Consider the following 26,413-nt stretch of genomic DNA (forward strand, 5'->3'; position numbering starts at 1 on the left):
GTGCCGGTTCACTTAGTCTCAGATAGCGGCCCGAGCATATGCTCGGGCCGCTATTTTGTGCGTTCGCAAAGCGCGGGGGCGATATGTCAATGGCGCTAAAGGTTTCTCGCGGCCAGAAGGTTGCAGTGAAGCTCACAAATGTGTTTCAAATCTCAGCGAATCATTGATACTGACAAAGCAAGTTATGCATATCCTCTGAAAGAGATGCGACATTTCACGACAAAATATGCGCGCTCGCGGTCAGATCCGACCCCGTTGCGGCTCGCACGACCAATTCACGGCCCCGAATGGAGGCTGATGTCTTCATCTCGTTACGCAAATAAGGCACCATCTCTTCTACGAGTTGCAGCTTCAAGTAAATAAGGTGCCTGGAGCTGACGAAAGGGCCCAACCGCAAGCCTGGCCTGCGGCGAAACCCTAAAGGGCTATCCGGCACCGCCGTACCTGGCCGCAATCGGGAAAGAAAAATGACCCGCAGCGACGCACTCACCCAGGTCACCACCCCACAACCGATCCTCGGGTGACCATCCGCTGGCCCACCGCGCAGTGCGCACACCTGCAGACAAACAACAAAGTCGTCCGGATTTCCCGGCGCGACGCTCAACAAAGAGGCTCGCCGACCCGCGCCGAGTGGCTCCAGTCACCATTTCGACACCGTGGCAGCACGGAGGCCGATGACTCGCCGCAGCGAGGCACCACCGGGACCGACGAGCCCCAGGGATATCACCTCAGGAGTTAACGCATGTCTGAGTTCAAACCCGGGCTAGAAGGCGTCACCGCCTTCGAGACCGAAATCGCCGAGCCCGACAAAGACGGGGGTTCACTGCGCTACCGGGGCGTCGACATCGAAGACCTCATCGGCGAGGTCTCCTATTCGGACGTGTGGGGCCTGCTAGTAGACGGCCAGTTCGGCAATGGACTGCCACCGGCGCAACCGGTACCCGTTCCCGTCACATCCGGAGACACCCGCGTCGACGCCCAAGCCGCCGTGGCCATCCTCGCCCCCTACTGGGGATTGAAGCCACTGCTGGACATCGACGATGACACCGCCCGATCCGACCTCGCCCGCGTATCGGTCACGACGCTGTCCTTCATCGCCCAATCGGCCCGGGGGTCGGGACTGCCCACCGTCCCGCAAAGCGAAATTGACAAAGCCACCACCATCACCGAACGATTCATGCGCCGATGGCGCGGCGAACCCGACCCCGACCACGTCAAAGCCGTCGACGCCTACCTGATCTCCGCGGCCGAACACGGCATGAACGCCTCGACATTCACCTCCCGCGTCGTAGCCTCCACCGGGGCCGACGCGGCCGCGTGCATCTCCTCGGCCATCGGAGCGATGTCCGGGCCCCTGCACGGCGGTGCCCCCTCGCGGGTGCTGCACATGCTCGATGAGGTCGAACGCCGTGACGACGCCGAGGGCTACGTGCGCGAGCTGCTCGACCGAGGCGACCGACTGATGGGCTTCGGCCACCGCGTCTACCGAGCCGAAGACCCACGCGCCCGTGTCCTGCGCGCCACCGCTCGCACCCTCAACGCGCCGCGCTTCGAGGTCGCCGAAGCACTCGAATCGGCTGCCCTAGCCGAGTTGAAGGCCCGCAAACCCGACCGCGTGTTGGCCACCAACGTCGAATTCTGGTCGGCGGTCGTCCTCGACTTCGCCCAAGTGCCCGGCGAGTTGTTCACCCCACTGTTCACATGTGCGCGAGTGGCCGGATGGAGCGCCCATATCTTGGAGCAAAAGGGCCTCGGCCGCCTCGTCCGCCCCTCGGCCACTTATGTTGGACCTGGGCCTCGCAAACCTACGGATGTTCCGGGGTGGGAGCGCCTGCAATAAGCCGCGCTGGCTTGGGAACCGGTGGGTCGCCCGACCCACCGGTTCCCACATTCGCCACCTGGCGGGCCGGCCACTGCCCGCCACAGAAAGCGGCCCGGCGACGCCGCACCATAGACAATGGATCATGCGGGCGTCGATTTCAGTCAGTCGGAGGGTTTCGCCCAAGCGGCTCTGTCAGTACGGTAGATCCAGTTCGGCTCCGCCGGCCTAACAACGGGGTGCCCAGCCCCACCGAACGCCGATGCCCACGACACACCCACTTGCCCCAATGCCCTTCTAACGCAGCGCAACCGGTCCCACACCCCGCCCGATGCGCGGCAATCACAGCCCGTAACCATGCTAGTCCTTAAGACTTATGCAAACGTGCACGTTCAAGGCCGCAGGAGGCGAAGTTTACGCAGGTAAACGAGCCAACGAGAACGCCGAAAGTGCCTTTTGCGCAAGCCTCCCCAAACGAACCCCGCGACTGTTGTCCCCCGACCGCGCTTCCCCCGCAGCCACCGCCATGTCAAAACCCGCCGCGTGCGCACCCCGCGTCCGCCTCGACGTGGCCAAACTCGGTGTGAAGGGGCGAACTCCCAATCAGAAGAACACCCACCACCATGTCGAAAAAAGAGTTCCAAAAGCCGCCCGGGCCAAAGGCCGAAACCACCCCCGAGCCAACCCACTCCGGCGACGCGGCCACCCACGCCGAGAAGCCGGCAGCTGGCCTTGCCTTTCCACCCCCCAAACAGGCCCCAAAACGCCCCAAGTGGAGCGCGTCCCGCCGCGTACTATTGACTGGCGGACTGGCCACGGTCGGACTGGCCGCCGCCGGAGCCGAAGCCGCCCGCTCGGTCCTCGACAGCCGCAACATCACCGCACTGGCGACCTTGCCGCCACCGCCAGAGGGCCCAACCCAACTCAACATCGTCGCCCACCCCGACGATGACCTGTTCTTCATCAATCCGCGCCTTCTGTGGGCGGCCCGCGAGGGCACCAACCTCATCAACGTGTGCCTCACCGCCGGAGAGGCCAACGGACGCAACGGCCCCGACGCTCCCACCACCCCCGACTTCGCCGGCTACGCCGCCGCCCGCTGCCTGGGCCTACGGCGGGCGTGGGCCTCGATGATCGCCGAAGACGCCGACCACCCATGGGATCGATACTCCATCGAACTGGAGTCTGGCCAGCAAGTGGAACTGTGCACCCTGCGAGACCACCCCGGCATCCACATGATCTTCGTGAGCATGTGGACCGACCTCGGGAAGGTGTGGGGCGGAAAACAGCGACTCATGGGCCTATGGGAACGCGAACTGGACGCACAACACGTCCTGCACGCATCCGACACGGCGATCGCGCACGGAGGAAAATACACCCGCGAAGACCTACACCTGATGCTGCTGCACTTCCTCCAGCACTACCAACCCACGTCAGTGGCCCTCCTCGACGCCGACCCCGACTGGACCGACCAACGAAAAGGAGCCGACCAAAGCGGCTACTCCGACCACATCGACCACACCGCAGCGGCCCTATTCGGATGGAACGCGGTGCGCGAATGGGGCGGCCGGGCATCCGTTGAGTCCTACCGCGGCTACTACAACCGGCGCTGGCCGCGCAACCTCAGCCAGATCAACCGGGTGGCCAAGGGCCGCCCACTGGACGTGTACTCATTCCTAGAACGCGGCGAATGCGACATGGACTTCGGCTGTGGAGACTTGAAGGTCACCACCTTGGGCACCGGGGCGGGCTATGGGGCCAGCACGCACCCACGGCATTCCTCGGGCCTGGCACTGGTGAGGGGGAAGGAGGGCGTACCAACCCCGGTCGCGGTCCGAGGAATGCGTCTGAGCCTGCGACAGGGCCAGGAATGGAAACCGGTGGCCGGAGCCGCCGTCCTGCCCTCCCTGACCGTCACCGGGCGACACGTGTTCGCCACGGCTCCCGAATATCGAGCCAGCCGCCACCGGCAACGTCGCGACATCATGCACTACGCGGTGGACGAAGACCAGTGGACTAACTTGCGTAACCTGTCCTCCCAAGGCAACGACTCCCGCCACGGCGGAACCCCTGCGGCGGTGGAACTGCCCGACGGCACCTTCGTGGTCGCGGTGCGCTGCCCCGACTTGCGTCTGGCGGTCCGCACCCGCAACGAAAACGGCACCTGGGCCGCGTGGACGCGCCTGTCCGGCGACATGGTCCAACCCGACATAGCCGCGGTCATCAACCCCCAGGGAGAACCGGAGTTCTACGGCGCCGCGGCCGACGACCTGGTGGTGTGGCGTCGCCGCGGAGGCGAATGGCACTTCGAGAGACTGGGCTTGGGCGCACACGCCTCCGCGCCAGCGGCCCTGTGGCTGCCCGGCGAACGGCTAGTCGTGGCCGCGCGGGAACCCGAAACGGGCGCGGTACTCGCACACACGCTGGACCACGACCAGTGGTCCTCCTGCCGCCTGGACTTCGACGGCGGGGTCATGGCCCCCGTGCTCGCCTCCAACGCCGAGGGAACCATCGTGGTCACGACCGACAACGACCAAGGCGTGACCGCCGTGGCCCTGACCGACGCCGAAGGCCTGCAACGAAACGCCCAAGCGGTGTGGTCGATCGGCGGCCCGGTGCTGGTGCGGCAACCGCAACCATGGTTTGACGGGGAGGGCCGACTGCATCTACTCGCGCTGGGAGTCGACGGCGAACTGATGAGCGCGCACCAGGAAACGCCCAGCCGCGTCATGCCGCAACAGTGGAGCGTCTACGACACACCGGAACTCTCCGGCAGCTGAGACCCCTGAACCGAGACATCGACTCACGGTGCGCCAACGCCGTGACGGCTGTGCGCGCCGCCGCTATTTAGGGCGTAAAGTGTGAGGCAGTCGGCAGTGTCGCCGCAACGGCGTTCGCGGTGCCACGCTCGGGTGACCACCCGAGCAGGCAGTTCGCCACATCGGGCACCTCAGACGGCCTCAGGGCCCACTAACACAGCCCCGCAAACGCCACAACCAGCCAACGAAGCCACCCTGCCAGTCTGCGCGGGGTATTCCTTGAGTTGGTCTCGACGCCCTTTCGCACAGGGTGGCGCCGTCCTCATACCGAGAAGCTGCGGCAACAGCAGCCCGACTCCACGCGCGGAGGCAACTCCGTGGCCGCAGCGGGCATGCTCGCGCCACAGCCTCGACACTTTGCATTGGAGTTACTGGTGACAAACCAGCAGATTCGCATACCGGCCGACCTCCTGCCCGCAGACGGGCGATTCGGCGCGGGACCCTCGAAGGTGCCCGAAGCCGCGCTGGCGGCTTTGGCCGGACTCGGTGCCGAGGTCATGGGCACCTCTCACCGCAAACCGGCCGTCAAGGGTCAGGTGGCGCGGCTGCGCCGGGGCCTGGCGGACCTTTTCAGCCTGCCGGAGGGCTACGAGGTCGTTCTCGGCGTCGGTGGCACGACGGCCTTTTGGGACGCGGCGGCGTTCTCACTGGTAGAGACGAAGGCGCAGGCGATTTCGTTCGGTGAGTTCGGTTCCAAGTTCGCCAAGGCGATGCGGGCCCCGCACCTACAGGAGCCCACGGTGATCACCGCCGAGCCTCCGCACGCGGCCCATCCGCGCCTCGAAGAGGGCGTGGACGTGTACGGAACGCCGCACAATGAGACGTCCACCGGCGTGGCCGTGCGGGTCAAACGGGTCGCCGACACCGACGCGCTCATGTTGCACGACGCCACGTCGGCCGCCGGTGGCCTGGAAGTGGATCTGCGCGAGAGCGACTGTTACTATTTCGCGCCGCAAAAGGGCCTGGCCTCGGACGGGGGCCTGTGGATCGCGCTGTTGAGCCCGGCCGCGATCGAACGGGTGGAACGCATCGCCGCCTCAGGGCGCTACATCCCGGCATTCTTGGACCTGAAGACGGCGCTTGACAATTCCCGCAAGGAACAGACGTACAACACTCCGGCCGTGGCCACGGTGGTGTTGGCCGCCGAACAAGTGGACCTCCTCAACGCCGCGGGCGGGCTGTCGATAGCGGCGAAACGCTGCGAGTCTTCGGCTGGGGCACTGTACAGCTGGGCGGAGTCCTCGCCGGTGGCCTCGCCGTTTGTCACCGACCCGGCCATTCGCTCCAACATGGTGGTGACGCTGGACTTCGACGAGTCAGTGGACGCGGCGCGCCTGGCGCAGGTACTGCGAGACAACGGCGTGGTCGACACCGAGCCCTATCGCAAGCTGGGGCGCAATCAGCTGCGGGTGGCAACCTACCCGGCGATCGATCCCGCCGACACGGTGGCGTTGACCAAGTGCCTGGACTATGTGATCGAGCGGCTCTTATCGGAGCGGTCGGGCTAGGCGGCCCGGCCGACCAACTAATCGGACCAACCGGCCCGTGCCGAAGCTGGCGGCCACCGTTGCCTCAAGCGGTGGCCGCACCGATCTGGCAGCGCCTACAGAGGCCACTGGGCCCTCCTCTGGCACTGATGCCCGCATCCAAGGGAGGCGTTTTGGGCTGCTTTGCGTTACGGTGTCGGAGTGGATCTGGATTATGTACTCCGCAACCCCCACCGATTGCCGATGCTCATCGAACATCAGCGCATCCGCTGCACTCCGGTGTCCTCCGGTGCCACTGGCACCTGCCAGCGACTGACCTTCGACGACGGCCAGGAGGTATTCGCCAAATTCGCCTCCCGTTCACCCACCTCGCCCGCGCAGCCAACCGGGCCCGCCGCCGCCCCCGGGTTCATGGCCGCCGAAGCCAATGGCCTGCGCAGCCTGGGCGAGGCCACTGACGCCGTCGCCGAACTGTGGGCGGCCACAGACGAACTGATCGTCACCGACTGGATTTCTCCGGGCCCACCCACTGAAGACGCGGCCCGCCGTCTGGGACGGGAACTCGCCTGTGTTCACCAGGCGGGCATGCCCACCTATGGCGCCCCCTGGCCTGGCTTCATCGGTGCGCTGCCCATGGACAACCGTGAGCACCCCGGGCCGTGGGCGACGTGGTTCGCCGAGCGGCGACTGTGCCCCTACCTGCGACCGTCAGTGGACAACGGGGCCCTTGACGTCCAAGACGCCAAGGCAGTCGAGGCGCTCATAGACCGACTCGACCAGTTCGCCCCGCCACCGGAACCCATCGCACGCCTACACGGCGACCTGTGGCCCGGCAATGTCCTATGGGGCACCGATGCCGCCTGGCTGATCGACCCGGCCGTGCATGGGGGCAGTCGCGAGAGTGACATCGCCTCGCTCCATCTGTTCGGTGGGCTCCCACATGTGCGCCAGCTGCTGGCCGGATACGAGGAGATCTGGCCCTTGGCATCCGGATGGCACGAGCGCCTTGGCATTCACCAATTGTTCCTGTTGCTGGTGCACGCCGCCTTGTTTGGCCGTTCCTACCGGGCCTCGGTCATGGCAGTGGTCAATGGCTACCTGCGATGAGACTGGCCCTCTTGGAACCTCGGACCGGACCGGGGCCTGGCGGATGAACCGGGCAGGCGAGGGTGGGACCACCTCACTGCGGGGCTTCGGCCGCGCCGCCACGTACGCGCCCGGGAAGACAAAGGCGATGCCGTCGACATTCACGCGAGCTATAGTGTGGCCCAGGAACGGCGCTATACCGGTGTCGACGACTGACGACGGAAGCCCCCGCAACAGTCGCCGGGCACAGGAGACCACGCATATAGCCCGCCCGGGGAATGCGTGGCCGCCTCGTCCGCGTTGCCGGTCAGCGGCCGTTGCGAAACCGACCCCACATCAACCGGTAATACGGCCTCATAAACCCCATACCACCTAGACGTGACAGAAATCATAATCGGTAGTGATCGGTGCTGCGGGCTCAACCCGGCGTCTACCGGGACACGCCCACCAAGGTGGTCTGCGACAGAGTGAAGGTGATTTGCGAAGATGCATGTTGTGGGTCGGTCTGTCGGCGATGCTTCACCGCTATTCGAAGTCTCGGCTGATATGCGTGTCCCGCGCCGCCGCCGCAACGCGGCCCCGCGCGGACGCCATCAGCCAGCACTACAGGTCATCCCCATGCCCACACCCCAACTCACCTGCCAACCCGACGCTGGCCCGGGCATCCAAGAACCACTCTTGCAAGGCATGGCCGAAGTTGGAACCGGCCTCCTCGACCAGCTCGACGCCATGCAGCGCGTCGCCGCCTCCGCCTCCAGCGGCCCCCTGCTGGTCAACGCCTCCCCCGGCGCGGGAAAAACGCACTTGCTCATTCGCCGCATCGCCTACTTCATCCGGGAACTAGGCATCCCCGCCAACCAGTGCCTAGTCTTGGCCGCCTCGCCGCGCGCAACCGAGCGCCTGCGCGGAGAACTGGCCGAGCTGCTGCACGACGACGAGATGCGCGACCTGGACATTCGCGACTTCGCCCACCTCAGTACCGAGGACAACGCGCCACATCTCTTCATCGACGACCTCCACCTCCTCCAAGTCGACGCCTACCGAAGCTTGCGCGACCAGCGCAGCAGCGACGCCAATATCACCGCCACCGGCGACCCCGACTCGGCGCTGGCCGGTCAGCCAGAGGCGTTCGAGAACTTCCACCTTGACTTCCCCGACGCTCGGGTGGTCCGTCTGTCACGCAATCACCGTAATCCGGCGGCGGTGCTGGTGGCCGCTTGTCAGCTCATCGAGCCCATCAGCCGGGTTCCGGGCCGTATTACCCAGCCGCAGCGTCCCGCTCTCGAAGGGGCGGGCATCGGTCGTTTCTACGCGACTGGGCCTGACGATGAGGCCGCGTTTGTGGCGCGACTGCGTGATGAGCTGAGCGAACTGGGGGTCAAGGACAGCGACGTTGCCATCATTGGGCAGGGGCACATGAGCATCGCGCAAGCAGCCGAGGGCGAGTTTCGGGTCGTTTGCTGCACCGGCCTCACCGCGGAGGACTGGCCCGACGAGGACTCTCGGCGTCGTGAGCTCTATGTGGCGCTAAGTCGATCCTCTGATCTGGCCTATGTGAGCCACACCGGCCCAGGCTCGCCGCTATTGGCCGATTTGGATCAAGGGCTCTTCACTCCGTTTGGCACTGTCGGAGTCGAGGACGATGGGGCCTGGGAGCAACCTCGGCTCCTGTGAACCTGACTGGACACTGTGCCCGGTGCCGGAATCGAAAATCCACAGTCGATGTCAAGGGCTGGCAGCTCGCCACGTGCGGCGGGGCGATGTATCGTCAACAGCAGATACGCAGGCGATGTGACGTTGACTACTGAATCCAGTAGTCAACACTGCTGGGGCGACCGCCTACCGGGAACTTTTGGGGGGCGCGCGTGAGTGCAACGCAATCGTTACTTATTGCCTGCATTCTGGTTAATACCCTTAGGGCTCGTATTGGGTTGCTTTCGTTTCGAGGCTGGGCACAGGTGAATTCGCCGATTGGTCGCGGTAGCGGCTAGGTGGCGGCTCGCCGGTAGGTATAGACGCTTGACCTGCTGCGCGAGAACCGACATTGGCTTTTCACGTGGGTGTGGACTCCAGCGTGGGCACTGGCCCCTAGCGGCGGTCGTTGCGGTGGCTGACAAGCCGTGACCGTCTGCGGGGTGTCACGGGTGTCTTTGGCGCTCGCTTGGCAGCACTCAGGGCAGTATTCTTGGCATATTCTTGGCTGGGCACTTGGCAAGGAGAGACACGATGACCTCGGGCATTGGCAGATTCATAGCAGTAGGTGACAGCTTCACCGAAGGGCTCAGCGACCAGCGTGCCGACGGCAGTTTTCGTGGTTGGGCGGACTTGGTCGCCCGCCAGCTAGCCGATGACAACGCCGAGCTTGCCTACGCCAATTTGGCCGTACGAGGTCGTTTGTTTGACGAAGTGGTCGACCAACAGGTGCCGGAGGCGATCAAACAGCATCCCGACCTAGTGTCTTTTTGCGCTGGTATCAACGATGCCCTCCGGCCGGGTTTCCACGCTCATTCCTTTGCCACCCGTTTGCATGAGGTCGTGCGGTTGCTGAAGGCCTCAGGTGCCGATGTCATTCTCTTCACGAGTGCGGATATGAAGCCGATCTTTCCGGGCGCGGGTGCTTTCAAGAAGCGTTTCATCACTATGAATGAGGCGATTGGTCGTGTGGCTCGCCGCCACAACGCGCTGTTGGTGGATGTGTGGGACGACAAGGAATTCCGAGACCCGCGTTACTGGAACGACGACCGACTCCACTATTCACCCTTGGGGCATAAGCGCATCGCGGCGCGTGCCTGTCAACAGCTCGACATCAAGTTCCCCGACGAATGGCTCCTGTCGCCACAGCTGGATGGCGACGAACGTCCCGCTTATGCCGTCAATAGCTTCATGTGGGCGGGCAAGTATCTCGCCCCCTGGGTCAAGCGCCGTCTGACCAAGACCTCTTCTGGCGACGACGTGCAACCCAAGCGCCCTGTTCTTAGCCCCGTTGATCCCACCGAGTTCGATGACCCCCTGCCCGAGGAAGACTCACCTAAGGGTTAGTTGATAACCATGTTGTTTAAGCTTCTCTTCGTCATGGTCCTGCTTCTCATCGCCGCCTTTTGGTTTGGCCTGCTGTTTAAGAAGGGCCGCGGACGAGGTTAATCCGGTTCGCCCTAGCGTTATCCGGCGATGTGGCGTAAGGCCAGTCGCGTGAGGCCAGAGGCCACAGACGCGCCGTGAACACGCAGTGCGCCTTGTGTGGGCGGGTCGGGTTTCGTTATGTCACTTTGACACGGCATCATAGATTGCTATGGGACTCCTCCAACGGTTGTTGGGACGCCGCGACACTCCGGATTCGGTTCCGGACCCGGCTCCCGATGACGACACCGCGACGACGAGCGACGGCACGGCGAGCGTCGAGGATGCCGCACGGGCCGATGCCGCCACCACTGGCCCTGAGTCGCAGCGCGACACCGGTGCCGACACCGACGATGTCTCAGCTAGCGCCGAGGCCGACTCAGCGCCGCGCGAACGCGCTTCCTCAGGGGCTTTGGCAGATGCCGCGCCCACTGACGACGAGAATGCCTCGGCGCAGCCCGACTCCGGTGCCACTGACGCGGCGGACGGGGACGATCTGGACGCTGAGGCGACTGGGCCAGATATTGACAGGGAAACCGATGAGCCTGCTGCCGTGCGGCCCAGGCTGAAACGGGTCACTATCGACGACGACAACACTGTGAAGACATCCGACGAAGACTCCGCCGATGCGGGCGATGAGCCCGTCACCTCCCATGCCGAGGCGGCCCCGGCCGTTGACGCAGACGCCGAGGATTCTATTAAGGACTCCGTAGCCGCGCCCGTCGAGACGCCGGCGGATTCGCCCGCTTCGCTGGTTGCCGTCAGCGGCCCGGCGACGCTGGAGGAAGAGGACTCAGCTGCGGCCTCCAGCGCCGATGCGACTACCGCGAACGCGACGGCGTCCACGGCCGAGGAGGGTGCGATCGCCGGTGCGGGTTTTGTGCCCGAGCGCCCCAAGCGCCAATTGTTGACCTTGGAGAAACCTGAAGCGCCCACTGACATCCCCGCGCAGCGTGTCAGCGCCGGGCCTGGTGTGCCCCAGGGCGATCAGGGTTCCCGCAGCGGCCACGGACGGGATTTGTCGTTGGATACCGAGGGTTCTCCACGTCCGGCGCTGCGTTCGGCGGGCGTGGCCGTTCCAAAGATGCAGCAGATTGCCCGTCGAGATGATGTGCGGCTGTGGGCGTTTCCCGTCAAGGCGAATGAGGCCTTGGGCTGGTGGTTGGAGATTCGACAGGTCCACGAACGGACGGGCTGGCTTCCTGTCCTTATTGGACATCCGGCCGATTGGCGGGATGGCGGCGAGGAGATCATCCACGAGGGTGACGACGAGCTGGGGCGTTCCGAACAGATCGATGTGGCCCAGTTGTTGGAGCAGAAGGGGTCTGAGGCGGGCGAGCCCGCACGTGGGGTGCCGATTCTGCCGCGGCGGGGAGATTCTGACTTTGCCACCCCCCGCGCCGATGGCCTTTTGGGTTTGGTGCGGGCCGACTACGGATGGCAGATTCCTGGCCTCTTGCCTTGGAAGGGTTCGACGAACTGGGAGTTGTACGGCGCGGAGCATTGCGCGGTGCTGCGCCATTGGACGCACAAGTATGACGTGGAGCTTATGGCCATGACGTTCGACGTGATGGAACTGTATGTGGCCAATCCGCCGGAACCAAACGAGGCGATCGCGGTGGCCGAGGAGATCTATGCCTACTGCCCGGATCTGCTCGATTCCGGCGTACCGACGCTGGATGATCTCGCTGAACACATGGCCCAGTCCAGAGCTTGGTACTTCCGGTGGACGTAGTCCATCGGAAGCATGAGTGCAGTAGATGGACGTAGTCCATCTGAAGCGTGAGTACAGTCGATGGGCGTAGTTCGCCCGGTAGGGCGGACGGAGTTAGTCCGCCTGGTTAGGCGGACGGGCGTAGTCCATCGGAAGCGTGAGTACGGTCGATGGACGTAGTCCGCCTGAAACTCAGGCACAGCAACTTGGCCCAGCGCAACGGAGGCTTTGGCTGGCCGCGTTAGCGAGCGTATCCGGGCCAGTGAGTGCCCGAATACGCGTGGTTTTATCCGGCAATGAGTTTGGTCCAGGTGATGCGGCCGACGATGCCGTCGACCGGCGGTGCGCCGTCGGCTTGGACCGCTCGCACGGCCCGTTCGGTGCCGGGGCCGAAGGACCCGTCAACTCCTCCGGAGTTCTCCACCTCGCGGCGGGGAGTTCCCCCGTATGCGACGCAGAGTCCTTGTACGCGGCGTACCGAGGCCCCAGAGCTGCCTCGTCGCAGGGTGGGCAAAGACATGATGAGGTCCTCCAACCAGTTGGCCGGGTTATCGTCTCCCGGGTCGTCGTCTCCCGGATTGCCATCTAGGTTGCCAAGCACCCAGTTGTGCAGTCTGGTCCCAGGGCAGGCGGTTGGGTTGACCTGGCGATGCGTGCGCACCGCCAGTGTCTTGCCCGCCATGGAATTCATGATCGAGTAGAGCACTTGTAGGTGATTTTTCAGGGTGTGAGACGGCTCGGTATTGCTGTAGTCACCGATGAGGCACACCCCAATATTGGCGGTGTTGTGCCCGGCGGCGTGGGCCCCGATGACCAGGGCTCCACGTCCTAGGTAGATGCCGGAGGCGTTGATGAGGTAGTTGTATCCGATGTCGTTCCAGCCGCGGGTGTCCATGTGGAAGTCCTGGATGGCGCGGATGCTCTGAGTGGCGGGGCCTGCCGAGTGGTGGACCATGAAGCCGGTGCGCGCAGCCCAGGTCGTCTCGGTAGGGCTCGAAGCGGGGGAGCGGGCATTCCAGGTGCTGCGGCCATTGATGCGAGATGGCACGAGTAGCTCCAACCTGTCGCGTCAGACAACAATTGCCATGACTTGTGTTGTGGGACACTAATTCTACCCGCGAATGCGACAAATGAGCATTAACTAAACCCGTGTGGGTGAGGCGGGCATACTTCGGGCAAACTGCCCGCTATCGCCGCGAAATAGCCCGCCTGACCCTAAACCTCTTATTTGGTTCGATCCTCGTCGTCCCACGACAGCTCCCCCGACTCCTCGGGTGTGGCCACGGCTTCCACCGAGCCAGTGTCTTCCTCCGACAGTGGGGACTCCCCGTTCATGGCCTCCGGCAGTGGCGAATTGCCTGCCGCCTCACGATGCAGCCGCAAATACTCAAGGTGCCGCTCGTAGCAGTCCAGGACATCCCCAATCAGCTGCTCTTTGGAGTAACCCATGACGTCGTAGCCTTGGTTGCCTTCGTTGAGGAACACCTCGAACCGGTAGTACTTGTCGGCTCCGCCTACGGGACGGGAGGCGAACGTTGGGATCAGCCCCTCTTCGGGCCACACTGAGTAGTAGAAGCCACCCTCATCGAACATGTCGACCTTCAGTTCGGCGAAGGGCACGCCCAGCTCCTCGGCAACGCCTTCGATCACATCGGCGTTGGCTCCGCGTTTGGAGATTTCGTCGGCTACCGCCGCCAGTGCGGGCGAGGCCGTTTGTTCGATGAAACGGGTGGCTGCCCTCTGGTCGGGGTAGCTCATGGCCCGCCCAATGCGTTGTTTCCAGGTGCGGTGTGGTCGGCCGGTGGTGCGTTCGGCCATGTTGCCCCACAGGCTGGTCTTGAATGCTTCGGCGCGCAAGCTTTCGACGCGTAGGGCCTTGTAGAGGCCGAACATGACCAGGTACATGACGAATGAGAACGGCAGTCCCATGATGATGGTGGCGCTAGTGAGGGCGTCGACGCCGCCCACCAGCAGCATGGCCATGGTGAGTAGACCGGTGACTGCGGCCCAGAAGACACGCAGCCAGACGCGGGCGTCCGCGCGGGGGCTGGACATGATGGAGGTGAAGTTACCCATCACGAGAGCGCCGGAGTCGGCTGAGGTGACGTAGAACAATAGGCCGACGAAGGTGGCTAGTCCGGCGATGAACAGTGCCCCGGGATATTGGTCGAGCAAATTATAGAACCCGACTTCGGGGAAGTTCATGGTTTCTTCCCCGTATTCGCGGTTGCCGTCTCGGACGACGCCGAGGGCGGCGTTGCCGAAGACCGCGATAAAGGTCATGGTGAACATCATCGGCACGATCAGGGTCGCGGCGACGAATTGGCGGATGGTGCGGCCCCGGGAAATGCGGGCGAGGAAGAGCCCTACGAAGGGTGCCCAGGCGATCCACCAGGCCCAGAAGAACAGGGTCCAGTCTTGCATCCATTCGACTGGTTGTTCGTAGGCCATGGTGTTAAGGGTCAGCCCTGGCAGGCTGGAGAGGTATTCGCCGACGTTCATGACCAGCGCGTTGAGGATGCGGGTCGGTCCGGCCACGAACAGGATGTAGATCATCATGGCGATGGCCAGGATGATGTTGAGTTGGCTGAGGCGCTTGATTCCGCGGTCGACACCGGCGACGGCGGAGACGGTGGCCATGAGGACGGCTACGAGGATGAGCCCGATTTGGGCGGCGGTGCCTTCGGGAATGCCGAAGAGATACTGCAATCCGTAGTTAAGCTGTACGACTCCGATGCCGAGGCTGACGGCGATACCGAAGATCGTGCCCAGGACGGCGGCGAGGTCGACGGTATGGCCGATGGGACCGTGAATGCGCCTGCCGATGATGGGATATAGCGCTGAGCGGATCGACAGGGGCAGTTTGTAGCGGAACGCGAAGTAGCCCAGTGCCATCCCCATGAGCGCGTACATGGCCCAGCCGGAAATGCCGTAGTGGAACATCGTCCACACGACCGCTTCTCGAGCAGCCTGCATGGATTCGGGTGAGGCCTCTGGCGGTGCCAGGTAGTGCGTCACTGGTCCGGCCACGGCAAAGAACATCAGGTCGATGCCGATTCCGGCGGCGAAGAGCATCGCTGTCCAGGAGAACAGGGAGAAGTCGGGCTTGGAATGGTCGGGGCCCAGTTTGGTCTTGCCGTATCGGGAGGCGGCGATCCAGATGACGAACAGGATGATGATGGTGGCGGTAAGGAAGTAGTACCAGCCAAAGACATCGGTCACCCAGCCGACGGCTCCGCCGATGACGGTTTCGGCTCCGGCGGGTGTGGCGATGGCCCAGATTGAGAAGGCCAGGATGGCGGCGGCCGATCCGAAGAAGACCACCTTATTGAGGCGGTTTCCTTTGCCTTGTACGTCTAGGTCATCGTCGGCCTGGGCGACTTCGGCCGAGTCGGGCAGCTTCGTCATTCCATGCTCCTAGTATTCGTGCTGTTATTTCTTGGCCCGGTACCAGTCGACTTCGGCTGGTGGCAGCGGCGTGTTGCCCAGGATCAGGTCGGCGGCTTTTTCGGCGAGCATCATGACGGGCGCGTAGATGTTGCCGTTGGTCAGGTAGGGCATGGCGGAGGCGTCGACGACGCGCAGGTTTTCCAGACCGTGCACCTTCATCGTGGTTGGGTCCACCACTGACATGTCGTCGGTGCCCATTTTTGCGGTACAGGATGGGTGGTAGGCGGTTTCGGCGTCTTTGGCGACCCAGTCGAGTATGTCCTCGTCGGATTGGACGAAGGGGCCCGGTGAGATTTCTCCGGCGTCGTAGGGCTCCAGGGCCTCTTGGCGGAGGATGTCGCGGGCCACGGCGATGGCTTCGACCCATTCGCGGCGGTCGTTTTTCGTCGACAGGTAGTTGAACCGCATTTTTGGTTTCTGGCGCGGGTTGGCCGAGGCGATCTTGAGGTCGCCGCGCACATCGGAATACATAGGTCCGATGTGGACTTGGTATCCGTGTTCGGCGTCGACCTTCGTTCCGTCGTAGCGCACCGCGATGGGCAGGAAGTGGAACATGAGGTTCGGGTATTCGACCTCGTCGTTACTGCGGGCGAATCCCCCGGCCTCGAAGTGGTTGGTGGAGGCGGGCCCGGTCTTGGTAAACATCCACTGTGCGCCGATGAATGGGTACTTCCATAGCTTCATCGTCGGGTTGAGTGTCACCGGTTGTTTGCACGCGTGCTGGACGTACACCTCCAGGTGGTCCTGGAGGTTGTCTCCCACTCCGGGCATATCCTGTACGACATCGACACCCACCGAGCGCAGATGGTCAGCCGGGCCCACGCCCGATAGTTGCAGGATTTGCGGAGTGTTGATCGCGCCTCCGCACAGGATGACTTCGCCGCCCCGGACCGCCTGCGGCCGTCCGCCCGGGCGTTGGTAGATGACCCCGCGAGCCTCGTTGTCTTTGAAAACGACCCGGTTGACGTGCGCGAGGGTCTTTAGCGTCAGGTTGGGGCGTTGCTTGACCGGGTGGTAGTAGGCGCGGGCGGCCGACCAGCGGCGACCGTTCTTAATGTTGCGGTCAAAGCGGGAGAAACCCTCCTGCTGGTAGCCATTGACATCCGAGGTGATCGGATAGCCGGCCTGCTGCGCGGCCTCCAAGAACGCGCCGAACAGCGGGTTGGGTGAGTCGCCGCGTTCCAGGTGCAATGGGCCCCGGTCTCCACGCCATGGGTTACCGGCCGCGTGCCCGTCCACCACCCGGGTCTCCATGCGCTTGAAGTACGGCAGGCAATGGGCGTAGTCCCAGGTTTCCATGCCCGGATCGGAGGCCCATCGTTGCAGGTCCATCGGGTTGCCGCGTTGAAAGATCATGCCGTTGATCGAGGAGGAACCACCGAGGACCTTCCCGCGTCCGTGGTAGACGCGGCGGCCACCCATGTATTCCTCTGGTTCGGACTCATACCGCCAGTCGTAGAGCGGGTTGCCGATGACCATGGTGAGGGCGGCGGGCATGTGGATAAGGACGTCAAACCACCAGTCGGATCGGCCCGCCTCCAAGACGAGCACCTTGTTGCTGGGGTCGGCCGACAGCCGGTTGGCCAAAACGCAACCGGCCGATCCTCCGCCAACGATGATGTAATCGTATTTTTCGATAGCCATAGTTCAGATCTCCTGTCAATTGGCATCAATGGCAACCCGCGCCGCTGGGCGTCCTCGGTGGCCTCCGCTGAGGTCATGCTCCGGGCGCGTACGCCGTGTCCTGCCGACTCAGTGCGCGTGGTCGGTTGTGCCTGTTTTTCGCAGCCTGTTACTCACATTGCCCTACCGTGGGCTCTCGTGGGTGGTTTTTGGCGCGAAGCCCACGTGTGGGGCACGCGCCCGTTCAAGGTAGAACCGCCTGCGGCTATTTCTGGCCGGAAAACCAGCGCACTGGCTCGGGGGCGATGTTTTGGTAAATGTGTTTGGATTCGCGGTACTCGTCTAGTCCCGTCGGCCCCAACTCACGCCCGACCCCGGAGCGACCGAAACCGCCCCATTCGGCCTGTGGCAGATACGGGTGATAGTCGTTGATCCACACGGTGCCGTGCCGCATCCCGATCGCGACCCGCTGCGCGCGGGAGGCATCCGAGGTGAAGACTCCACCGGCTAGGCCGTATTCGGTGTCGTTGGCCAACTCGAGTGCTTGCGCCTCGGTGGTGAACGTTTCGATGGTGATGACCGGACCAAAGATCTCTTCTTGCACGATGCGCATGTCGCGGCGGCAGTTGTCGAAGATGGTGGGCAGGAAGAAGAACCCGTCGGCTAGCTCGGCCTCCTCGGGGCGCTTCCCGCCGCAGCGCAGCGTGGCGCCCTCGTCGAGGCCAACGGCGACGTATTCTTCGACCTTCGCTCGGTGTTCGGCCGACACCAAGGGCCCGGTTTCGGCGCGTTCGTCGGTGGCTTTGCCCACGCGGATGAGTTCGGTGCGGCGGACTAGTTCGGTCACGAACTGATCGTGGATCTCCTCTTCCACAATCAGCCGCACTCCGGCGGAGCACACTTGTCCGGAGTGGGTAAAGGCGGCGTTCATGGCCTGGTCGACGGCAATGTCGAAGTCGGCGTCGGCGAAGACCACGTTGGGGTTCTTGCCGCCCAGTTCGAGGGCGACCTTCTTGACGGTCTCGGCGGCGGTGGCCATGATGCGTTTGCCCGTGGCGAGTCCGCCAGTGAAGGAGACCAGGTCGACGTCGGGGTGTTCGACCATGCGATTGCCGACGCTGGCCCCCGACCCGAGCACGAGGTTAATCACTCCGGGCGGGAGGCCCAGCCGGTCGACGATGCGAAGAAACTCGATGGTGGACAGCGGCGTGACCTCGGAGGGCTTGATGACCATCGTGCAACCGGCCGCGAGGGCGGGAGCGATTTTCCAGGCCATCTGCATGAGCGGGTAGTTCCACGGGGCGATCATCGAGCACACACCCACCGGTTCGTAGACCACGCGGCTAATGGCGGTGTTGCTGCCGGTGTCCACCACCCGCCCGGCGTGGTGGGCGGCGATGTCGGCGAAATAGCGAAAGCAGGAGATGACATCGTCGATGTCGATTTCGCCCTCTGGCAGGGTCTTGCCGGAGTCGTCGGATTCGATACGGCCCAGACGGGCTTTGTCGGCCTGCATTTCATCGGCGATGCGGCGCAACCAATCGGCGCGTTCGGCGGCGGTGGTGTCGCGCCAGGTCGGGTTGGCGAAGGCGGCTTTAGCCGCGGCGACTGCGGCGTCCACGTCCTCAACCGTGGCCTCGGCGACCTGGGTGATCGTGGTGCCGTCGGCGGGATTGAGCACAGCGCGGCCCGGCGTGTCTGATGCGGGGGCTGTCCAATTACCGTTGATGTACAGGTGTCGCATGCTCTTTCGGTTCCTTCACTGTGGGCGATGGGTTCGAACGCGCAAACCAGGGAAACGCTACTAGTGGTGTGTACATCTGTCCATATATAAGTTCACTTCAGTAGTAACGATTCAGCAAAGTCGGAGGAATTACCGGAAAATGGCGACATCTGAGCCTGATGTGACGGCGCGCGACTCCACTTCCGGTGTGACCCGGCGCAAACGAGGACCAGGCGACCCAGGCCGTAAGGAACGCATCGCCGAGGCCGCCATTCGCGTCATCGACGCCCATGGGGTGGAAGCATTGACCCACCGCCGGGTCGCCGCCGAAGCTGGCGTACCGCTGGGTTCGACCACCTACTACTACAAGTCGCTCGACGACTTGCTCAACGCCGCGTTGATCAAGGCCACCGAATCGTCCATTGCGGCCCTGCGGGAGTGGGAGGCCTCCCTGGCCGAGGACGCGGACCTAGCCGAGGCGTTGACCGACTTCGTCATGGACTCCATCGGACCCAAACGGCGGGCAACCCTAGCCGAATACAACTTGTACGCCGTGGCGCTGCATCGGCCAAAACTACGCAAGGCGGCGGTGAAGTGGGACGATGCCATTGCTGGCGTGTTGGCTCGGCGCTGCGACGAACAGACCGCGAAGATGCTAGCGGTTCTCTTGTGCGCCCTGGTGCTGCAATCGGTGCTGCGAGACGATGACTTGCGGGCCGAGCAGGTGTACGCGGTACTGCGGCGCGCCCTGTGAACGTGGACGTCGCGGAACACATACCTCAGTGCCCACAGTGGATCTCCGTTGGTGCAGAAAAAAGGGGATGAAGCAGGCAGGGCACCCCGCTCCATCCCCCGTTCGTGGCCCGGCGCTGCGCCAGCGGCGCGCTCAAAAGCCACGGGAATAACGTTCACTTATCGTGCTGCCGCAGATTACCAGCGGCGGTTAGGTTACAGCGCTTGGTCCAGATCAGCCCACAGGTCGTCAACGTCTTCGAGGCCGACCGACAGCCGCAAGAGCTTATCGGAGATGCCGCAGGCGGCCCGGTCGTCGGAATTGACCACGTGGTGAGTCAGGGAGGCCGGGTGCTGAATGAGCGTGTCCACACTGCCCAAACTGACCGCCGGGGTGATCAGGTTGACGCCCAACACCACATCTTTCGCGTCGTCCACAGTCTCAAACGAGACTAGTGACCCGCCGCCGCTCATCTGGTTGGTGCCAGGGCGATCAGCGTTGAGACCCGGGTAGTACACGTGAGCCACTCGCTCGTCGGCTTGCAAGCGCAACGCCAGTTCGTGAGCGTTCTCAGAGGCGTGCCGGACCCGAATAGGCAGAGTCGCCAACCCGCGCAGCAGCATGTATCCCGCTAGCGGGTGCAAAATACCGCCGGTGGCGATGCGGACGCTGCGCAGACCGCGAGCGAAAGTTTCCGAACAGGCCACGATCCCGCCCACGACGTCGCCGTAACCGCCCAGAGACTTGGTGGCCGAATGCAACACGATCGACGCGCCGTGTTCGAGTGGACGCTGCAACACCGGAGTGGCGACCGTATTGTCAACCAGGAGCGGAACGTCGCCGCAAGCGTGGGCGACCTGGGCCAAGTCCAGTTCCGTCAAAGTGGGGTTGGCCGGAGTCTCCACAATGACTAGACCCGTGTCCGGCTGGATCGCCGCAGCGACTTTGTCGGCGTCAACCCAGGTCACATTCGTGCCCAGCAGGCCCGAATTGAGCAGCAGATCAGTTCCGCCATAGACCGGACGCACCGCGACCACATGCGTCTTTTGGTTTCCCTGCGAGGCGGCCAACAGGCAGGCCGTCATCGCGGCCATCCCGGAGGCGAACGCCACCGAAGCCTCGGCGTTCTCCAGCTCGGCTAGCGCCGACTCGAAACGCGCCACGGTCGGGTTGTGCAGGCGGGCGTAAATGGGCGAACCGGCAGGCTGAGCGCCAGCGGCGAACTCGTCCATTCGCATCGCTTCGGCGGCCGAGTCAGCGGCCGGGTACGTCGTCGACAAGTCGATGGGCGCGACATGGACGCCCAGCTCGGTCAGGTCATCGCGGCCCGCGTGGACAGCGCGGGTGGCGAAGCTGGCAGGAGAGTGAGGCTGAGTCATACGACCAGGATGGCGAATTTTGGGCCCCAAGCGGACAAATTCCGTACTAAATTCGGTGTATGAACCAATCAGTGGCACTTGATTCGATAGATTTGCAAATTTTGGCGTTGTTGCAGGCAGATGGCCGGATGACCAATCGTGATCTGGCCGTGCGAGTGGGCTTGGCCGCCTCCACCTGTCAAGCTCGCGTCCGGCGTTTGCGCGACGCCGGTGCCATCAAAGGCTTCGCCGTTGAACTGGACTTGGCCGCGCTGGGTAGCCCTGTGCAGGCGTTCCTCGCGGTCCAGGTGCGGCCGCATCGCCGTCCAGTGGTGGCCGAATTCGTGGCACACCTGCAAAAAATCCCGCAAGTGCGGCGCTTCTACCACCTCACCGGGCCTGACGACTTCCTCATCCATGTGGCCGTGGACAGTGTCGACGGTCTGCAAGCGTTGGTGCTCGACGCCGTCACCGCCCGCTCCGAGGTACTGCACGTGCGCACCAACCTGATCTTCGCCGAATGGAAAGGCCCATCGCTGTTGCCCCAGGCGACCACCACGACGGCATGAAGGTCCAGCCCGCATTGCCCGTCGTGGACGTGACACCGCACCAGCTCTGTGGGCATCCACCAAGCTCGCCTAGGAGGCGGTGCGTGCCGACTTCTGTAGCGCTTGGCTGAGGTGCTTTGCTAGAAATCCTGTGGCGGGCCACTGGCAGGCACCAGAATCTCAACCTGACATCCACGCCGAAACACCGTTGACTGATGCGGCCGTCGCATCACCGGCCCTCAAGGGCAACCTTCGGTTTACGCCGAACTCGGCGACCTCGTTGTTTGCCGCGACCGAGTATGACCCCTAGCCATAAGTGATGACATTGCGCTGGTTGTTTGTTGGTTGGTTTGGTTAGGGGTTGAGGAGGTTGGTGAGGCGTTGGTCTGCGGTGTTGTCGTAGACGGCTTGGGCGGCTTCGGGGTTGCGTGAGAGGGCTTCGAGGATGGCATCGATGCTGGAGGTGGTGTCGTCATTGAATAGGTCGAAGGAGATTTCCTCTTCGCCTTCGATACGCCAATCTCCATCGAGCTCTTGATCGAACTCGATGGCAGCAGTTGCCACCGGCACTAGAAAACTCTCATCGAAGTCGCCAAACCGCAACAGCGGTGCCAGGATACTCCACCCATAAACCTGCGGCCCCTCCTCGACTACTTCCCAAGTATCTGGGTCACGGTTGGGGTCATCGGTGTAGTAATACCAATATATTCCAGCGGTGTAGCTACGAGTTTGGACTACCTGCGACCCCAACTCGATCCATTGACCAGTGAAGTCGACCTTTAGATGTTCCTCATACCTTGGGGACGTCAAAACCGACACCAGCAATCCTGCTTTTTCCTGGAATTCTTGTTTCCTTTCACCCAGGGCTTCGGGATTGAAGTCACGGTCTTCCTGCTCTATATGGTTCCATTCAAGTGAGCGTGGCTCGTCATGGCGAATCATGTTGTTCCAAGTGGCAGCCAGGCCATTGACTCCAAGCAGATCTACATACCCGAAGAAATACTTCTCTACAGCGTCCTCATTGGAATTTCCTGATTCGACCCGTTCGGTATTTTTCTTTATCGAACTAGAGAAGAAGCCTGGGCTGGCATCTCGGCATGCAGCATGGCTATAGATTTCGTTCAGGTCAGTTAGGTCGAGGCCTGGGTATTGGCCATCATGTGCTTTGATACTCCGATATTTATTGAACTCAATATGTTGGCATACATCGATGATGCCTCCTGGGGTCGGTGCCTGTGGTGGTGTGTAGGCAGGCCACTCTTTGGGGCCGGTTTCGCTGCTTGAACATGCTGCCAGAACTACGAGAGCAGTTGTAATTGCTATCATCTGGATGAATCGATTCGATTTGTTCATCGTGCTCATCCTCAGTTCGCCCCGAATGGGTTCATATGCTCGTCACGCTCAGGGTTGAACACACTTTCAAAGTGATAAACCATTGTGTCTGAAACTTGACCTACATCTAGATCATCTCGAAATATTTCCGAATATATTGAATCGTCGTGGTTTAGTGCGTATTCGATCATTTCTTCGGACCTACTACGAATGACGTCTGATTGAGTGTCTTGATACGTGAGTTGGTCTGATCCGATGAGTTCTCTGGGGTCAACCTTAAGCTCTCCAGAAAAGTCATCGATGATGTATCCGGTTCCTTGTGACAGTGCGGTGCCAGCAACTGGGATCTTTCCGATTGTTTCTCCGGATACGAACTTCGCGCCTTCCCCGAACCCGGTGACCATGTTGTTCTGGAATTCCACTGCGTCCCAGTGGCCTTCGGCTATGACCTTAAACTGGCCATTTCCGACCTCGCCCATGAGCCGGGAGTGGCTTGCCAGAGCATCCCTAATGGCGCCGTCTCCGTTGCCCTCCTCTGCCATGACTCCGATGAGTTGCTTTTGGGCGATGCCTTCGCTGGCGGCCCAAAATTGCCCAGCTGTGTGTGGGTCTTGGCCGATGGTGTGGAGGAATTGCTTGAGGTTTTGTTGTCCGTTGACGTCGTAACTGCCAAAGTCTAGGCCCGCTCCGTGTGGTTGCACCATCCAATTGCTGTCCTGGGTTCCATCGGTTGAAAAAGCGCGGTGGAAGTCCTCCACATAATGGGTGGCGATGTTGCCTAGGTTGCCGATCAGCTCAGAGTTGGGCGAACCTGATCCCTGGAACTGATCGGGGTTGCCGCCCACATAGTCGATGATATTCATCGTTGCCTGGGCCATGCGTTCGTCGTGCTCGGGCCGGTTGATATTGGACAGGCCTTGGTCGGACGGCACACCGGAGGTGGCGGCCTCCATTGCGTTGCCGAAGATCTCACGATCGAAAGGCAACGTTTGTCCGGCGCCAAGCAGGCTCTCCATCGGGTTGGTCGGTGAGGGGAACGGGTCGCCGTTGCTGTTGGGGTAGGAATCGCGACTGTACTGTGAGTCCCCGGCAAAGACCTCGGTGGCTGCGGAAGGGTTGTTGTCCAGCGCAATGAATGCGGGGTCGATGATCGAGCCGGACAGCGTGTTTGTTGGGTCGAACGGATTGTCGCTTGCGTGCGCCCAAGCGGGAAGGGTTCCATATTCGGCGCTGCCGACCGCTATCAGGTGTTCGGTGACGGGAACGAGGAGCCGTTCGTCGAATGTGCCGTGAGTCAGGATCGGGCCCAGCGCCATGTACCCCGGATACATTCCGGCCTCAGGGAAGGATGAGGAATTAACCGGCTGGGCACCGGCTTCCATGAGCCCGTCAATCCAGGAGTCGCCGACTTTTGGATCGGTGTCATTGGTCGCCAGTGACAAGTGTCCGGCCATAAGTTCCTGGAAGTCGCCTACCAAGCCTGGGGTGTCGGAACTGGATGGGTCCACACCCATATAGCCGATGTGACCGGACATATTCAAGAACCCGTCCGGCCCCAAGCCTTCCAATAGATGGGTGGCGAACTCGGGGCTGCCTTCGTACAGTTCCAGCAGCTCGATGAGTTCGGCAAGCTGAGCTTCAGTGAGGTCGCCATTGCCCCACAGGGCCATGACCTCATCGGCGGCAGACTTGGCATCCTCACTGTGGTTCTTGCCCAACAGTTCCGGCATCGAGGGCGATTCGTCGCTGAGTGAACGTAGGCGTTGGGTCAGGCTGTCATCAGTGTGGGCAATCAAGGTAAGGACGTTGTTCATCGCCGCCTGCGCCTGTTCGGCCAAGGCTCTCCTCTCAGGCAGGTCGTCAGCGCCCAAGGGCGGCATGCCTTGGACAGCTGGCCCGGTCAAACCTGTTTCCGTATACGGCCCAAGGGGGTGCGGGCTTTGCGGCCGCACCGTTACCGACCCATCCCCGGACACGTTGAGTCCCTGCGAAGTGGCGGAATCGACCAGTTGGCGAAGGGCCGACTGATGCGATTGGAACTCTTCAGCCGCGTCTTCCAAGACGTTGCGCACGCGTTTCACGAACAAGTCGAGGTCGTCGTCGATATGGTCGGCGACGATGCGGAACTGACGCCGCGTCTCGATGGCGGTGAGACTGTGAAAGTGCTCTTCGGCCACGTGTTTGCATATGTCGATGCGGAGCGTGTCAGCATGGTCCGAGGTCGTTCGCAGATAGGCTTGCCAGGTCTGGGCTAGGTCGCCAAACTGGGCGAAGTCGAAGTCGAGGAATTCGTGGACATTGACTCTAGACACTGGCGATCTGCTCTCCGAGAGGCTCTGAACCGGGAGTGGCACCGGAGCGGCTAGTGGCAACGGGGAACCGGTCGGAGTCGGCGAATTGGCGGAACTCGCTAGCGCTGAACTCGTCGATGTCAATCGAGGTTTCAGCGTGAGTGGCAAGGAACTGACCGATATTAACCACGCGATTGCGGGAGCCCCTCATCCTGACTTGTCTCCAATGCGCGGCGGTGATGCCCAGTTGGTTTCCTAGGCTCAGTCCCAGGCGTGAGGCCGCGTTTTCGACGGGGTAACCGTCTGAGACGAGGCTGGAGCATTCGCGTTCCATTTGCTGTTCGAGGTCAAAGAGCTCCTCGGCTGCTATACGGAGCTGTTCGGGGTCGACGATGTGTTCATCGGCATCAGGAAGCGTCACGATGTAGTTCTCCAAGAGCACTGAGGGGTGATTTAAATGGGTTCTATTCACGTCCCAAAGGGCAGATTAACCAGTTTTGGGTCACTTCGCTGTCCACGTCGAGTGGCTGGCCGCGGCGCGAGTGCAAACCAGAGGAGAACATGCAGCTCAGAACCCGTTGAATGCGAGCAGGGGTGCGCTAAGTCACGTAGTGGTGACTGGGCTGTGCAGAAGCTAGTGGTGTCCCAGGTCTGCCGGGCGGCCGTACTTCTGCTACGAGCACGTTGCCGGATTCAAAGCAAAACTCGAAGCGGCCCATAAGTCGCATGATATGGGAATTCTGGGTTGGGCCGCAGGCGGCACGGTGTTTGGTGTAGCGGCAGGAGCCCCACTCGGAGGGGTCGGCTCGGCGGTTGGTGCGCTCGCCGGGTTCATCACTATGTTGATGGCTGGCATTGTTTGGGCGATTGTTCAAGCAGTGGTCGAGGAAAATAAGGCCATCGCTGAACTGATCACAAACATGTCTAGGCAACTGGGCACGCTCTCCGGAGCCGCACCGGTGATCCCCACTGACGAGGACCTCACACATACGACACCGTGGCCCGGTAATTGAGATCTGGTCAGCGGATCACTCGTGACTACTAGTGCTCAATAGGAAAAAGTCATTCCTGTGACACGTCCCAACCCTGCGTCGGTCAGGTCACATGGGCGGTAGTCAACGCCCGGCGCAGGGTCACCATAGACTCGTATCTGTGGTTATCTTGGTAGGTAATGATTTCCCCACCCTGAGCCGCCGAACCCTGCACAAGGCACCAGAGCAGAGCTGCGTAAACGAGGCCCTGCCGAGGTAGTCCGAGTGGCGGCGAGGCTTTGCACGATGGAAGGACCCCTGCCTCATGCCAGCTGGCACCCC

18 protein-coding genes are annotated in these 26,413 nt (G+C 62.5%); 10 read left to right on the forward strand and 8 right to left on the reverse strand.

Annotated elements, in window-relative coordinates; translation table 11 throughout:
- Positions 1–742 precede the first annotated feature (742 nt).
- The 7 genes from JQS30_RS00250 to JQS30_RS00280 all read left to right on the forward strand — a co-directional run bounded on the left by JQS30_RS00250 (position 743) and on the right by JQS30_RS00280 (position 12,063).
- Positions 743–1,840 carry a citrate synthase 2 gene (locus tag JQS30_RS00250; RefSeq protein WP_213171421.1) on the forward strand — a complete coding sequence of 366 codons (1,098 nt, stop codon included), beginning with the start codon at positions 743–745 and terminating at the stop codon, positions 1,838–1,840.
- Between the two features lie 602 nt (positions 1,841–2,442).
- A complete protein-coding gene (locus JQS30_RS00255) occupies positions 2,443–4,599 on the forward strand; it encodes a PIG-L family deacetylase (protein WP_213171422.1) in 2,157 nt (718 codons plus the stop codon).
- Between the two features lie 371 nt (positions 4,600–4,970).
- Positions 4,971–6,146: a phosphoserine transaminase gene (serC, locus tag JQS30_RS00260; protein WP_213172897.1), complete on the forward strand. Its 1,176-nt coding sequence runs from the start codon at positions 4,971–4,973 to the stop codon at positions 6,144–6,146.
- A 180-nt stretch (positions 6,147–6,326) separates the two neighbouring features.
- Positions 6,327–7,232, forward strand: a complete 906-nt coding sequence (locus tag JQS30_RS00265; RefSeq protein WP_213171423.1) for a fructosamine kinase family protein — start codon at positions 6,327–6,329, stop codon at positions 7,230–7,232.
- Positions 7,233–7,697: 465 nt separating this feature from the next.
- Positions 7,698–8,885, forward strand: a complete 1,188-nt coding sequence (locus JQS30_RS00270; RefSeq protein WP_213171424.1) for a UvrD-helicase domain-containing protein — start codon at positions 7,698–7,700, stop codon at positions 8,883–8,885.
- A gap of 552 nt (positions 8,886–9,437) precedes the next feature.
- Positions 9,438–10,250 (forward strand): SGNH/GDSL hydrolase family protein, encoded by an 813-nt coding sequence (locus JQS30_RS00275; protein ID WP_213171425.1) that lies wholly within the window; start codon positions 9,438–9,440, stop codon positions 10,248–10,250.
- Positions 10,251–10,500: 250 nt separating this feature from the next.
- Positions 10,501–12,063 (forward strand): DUF4253 domain-containing protein, encoded by a 1,563-nt coding sequence (locus tag JQS30_RS00280; protein ID WP_213171426.1) that lies wholly within the window; start codon positions 10,501–10,503, stop codon positions 12,061–12,063.
- Between the two features lie 265 nt (positions 12,064–12,328).
- Here the strand turns inward: JQS30_RS00280 and JQS30_RS00285 are convergent, their stop codons facing one another.
- The 4 genes from JQS30_RS00285 to JQS30_RS00300 all read right to left on the reverse strand — a co-directional run bounded on the left by JQS30_RS00285 (position 12,329) and on the right by JQS30_RS00300 (position 18,859).
- Entirely contained in the window at positions 12,329–13,090 is a 762-nt protein-coding gene (locus JQS30_RS00285) for a peptidoglycan recognition protein family protein (RefSeq protein ID WP_213171427.1), read from the reverse strand.
- 176 nt (positions 13,091–13,266) lie between these two features.
- Positions 13,267–15,450, reverse strand: a complete 2,184-nt coding sequence (gene betT / locus JQS30_RS00290; RefSeq protein ID WP_213171428.1) for a choline BCCT transporter BetT — start codon at positions 15,448–15,450, stop codon at positions 13,267–13,269.
- 24 nt (positions 15,451–15,474) lie between these two features.
- Positions 15,475–17,136 (reverse strand): choline dehydrogenase, encoded by a 1,662-nt coding sequence (gene betA, locus JQS30_RS00295; protein WP_213171429.1) that lies wholly within the window; start codon positions 17,134–17,136, stop codon positions 15,475–15,477.
- A 244-nt stretch (positions 17,137–17,380) separates the two neighbouring features.
- Positions 17,381–18,859 (reverse strand): aldehyde dehydrogenase family protein, encoded by a 1,479-nt coding sequence (locus JQS30_RS00300; RefSeq protein WP_213171430.1) that lies wholly within the window; start codon positions 18,857–18,859, stop codon positions 17,381–17,383.
- A 139-nt stretch (positions 18,860–18,998) separates the two neighbouring features.
- Here JQS30_RS00300 and JQS30_RS00305 point away from each other — a divergent pair, with 139 nt between their 5' ends.
- Complete coding sequence (locus JQS30_RS00305) at positions 18,999–19,592, forward strand: TetR/AcrR family transcriptional regulator (RefSeq protein ID WP_213171431.1); 594 nt, start codon at positions 18,999–19,001, stop codon at positions 19,590–19,592.
- A 194-nt stretch (positions 19,593–19,786) separates the two neighbouring features.
- On the opposite strand, the gene JQS30_RS00310 is transcribed toward JQS30_RS00305, so the two are convergent.
- Positions 19,787–20,950: a trans-sulfuration enzyme family protein gene (locus tag JQS30_RS00310; RefSeq protein WP_213171432.1), complete on the reverse strand. Its 1,164-nt coding sequence runs from the start codon at positions 20,948–20,950 to the stop codon at positions 19,787–19,789.
- A gap of 59 nt (positions 20,951–21,009) precedes the next feature.
- Here JQS30_RS00310 and JQS30_RS00315 point away from each other — a divergent pair, with 59 nt between their 5' ends.
- The gene (locus tag JQS30_RS00315) at positions 21,010–21,498 is read left to right on the forward strand and encodes an Lrp/AsnC family transcriptional regulator (protein WP_213171433.1); all 489 of its coding nucleotides are present in this window, start codon (positions 21,010–21,012) and stop codon (positions 21,496–21,498) included.
- A 333-nt stretch (positions 21,499–21,831) separates the two neighbouring features.
- Here JQS30_RS00315 and JQS30_RS00320 read toward each other — a convergent pair whose 3' ends face one another.
- From JQS30_RS00320 to JQS30_RS00330, 3 genes are read right to left on the reverse strand one after another with little or no spacing between them, the layout of a single operon-like run.
- Complete coding sequence (locus JQS30_RS00320; protein ID WP_213171434.1) at positions 21,832–22,830, reverse strand: hypothetical protein; 999 nt, start codon at positions 22,828–22,830, stop codon at positions 21,832–21,834.
- Between the two features lie 11 nt (positions 22,831–22,841).
- Positions 22,842–25,121, reverse strand: coding sequence for a hypothetical protein (locus JQS30_RS00325; RefSeq protein WP_213171435.1), 2,280 nt, complete (start codon positions 25,119–25,121; stop codon positions 22,842–22,844).
- Positions 25,114–25,521 carry a hypothetical protein gene (locus JQS30_RS00330; protein ID WP_213171436.1) on the reverse strand — a complete coding sequence of 136 codons (408 nt, stop codon included), beginning with the start codon at positions 25,519–25,521 and terminating at the stop codon, positions 25,114–25,116. The genes JQS30_RS00325 and JQS30_RS00330 overlap by 8 nt, the downstream gene beginning before the upstream one ends.
- Before the next feature lie 310 nt (positions 25,522–25,831).
- Between JQS30_RS00330 and JQS30_RS00335 the strand changes: the two genes are divergently transcribed.
- The gene (locus tag JQS30_RS00335; protein WP_213171437.1) at positions 25,832–26,113 is read left to right on the forward strand and encodes a hypothetical protein; all 282 of its coding nucleotides are present in this window, start codon (positions 25,832–25,834) and stop codon (positions 26,111–26,113) included.
- The last annotated feature ends 300 nt before the right edge of the window (positions 26,114–26,413 follow it).

The organism is Natronoglycomyces albus (assembly GCF_016925535.1).
Taxonomy (GTDB): Bacteria; Actinomycetota; Actinomycetes; order Mycobacteriales; family Micromonosporaceae; genus Natronoglycomyces; species Natronoglycomyces albus.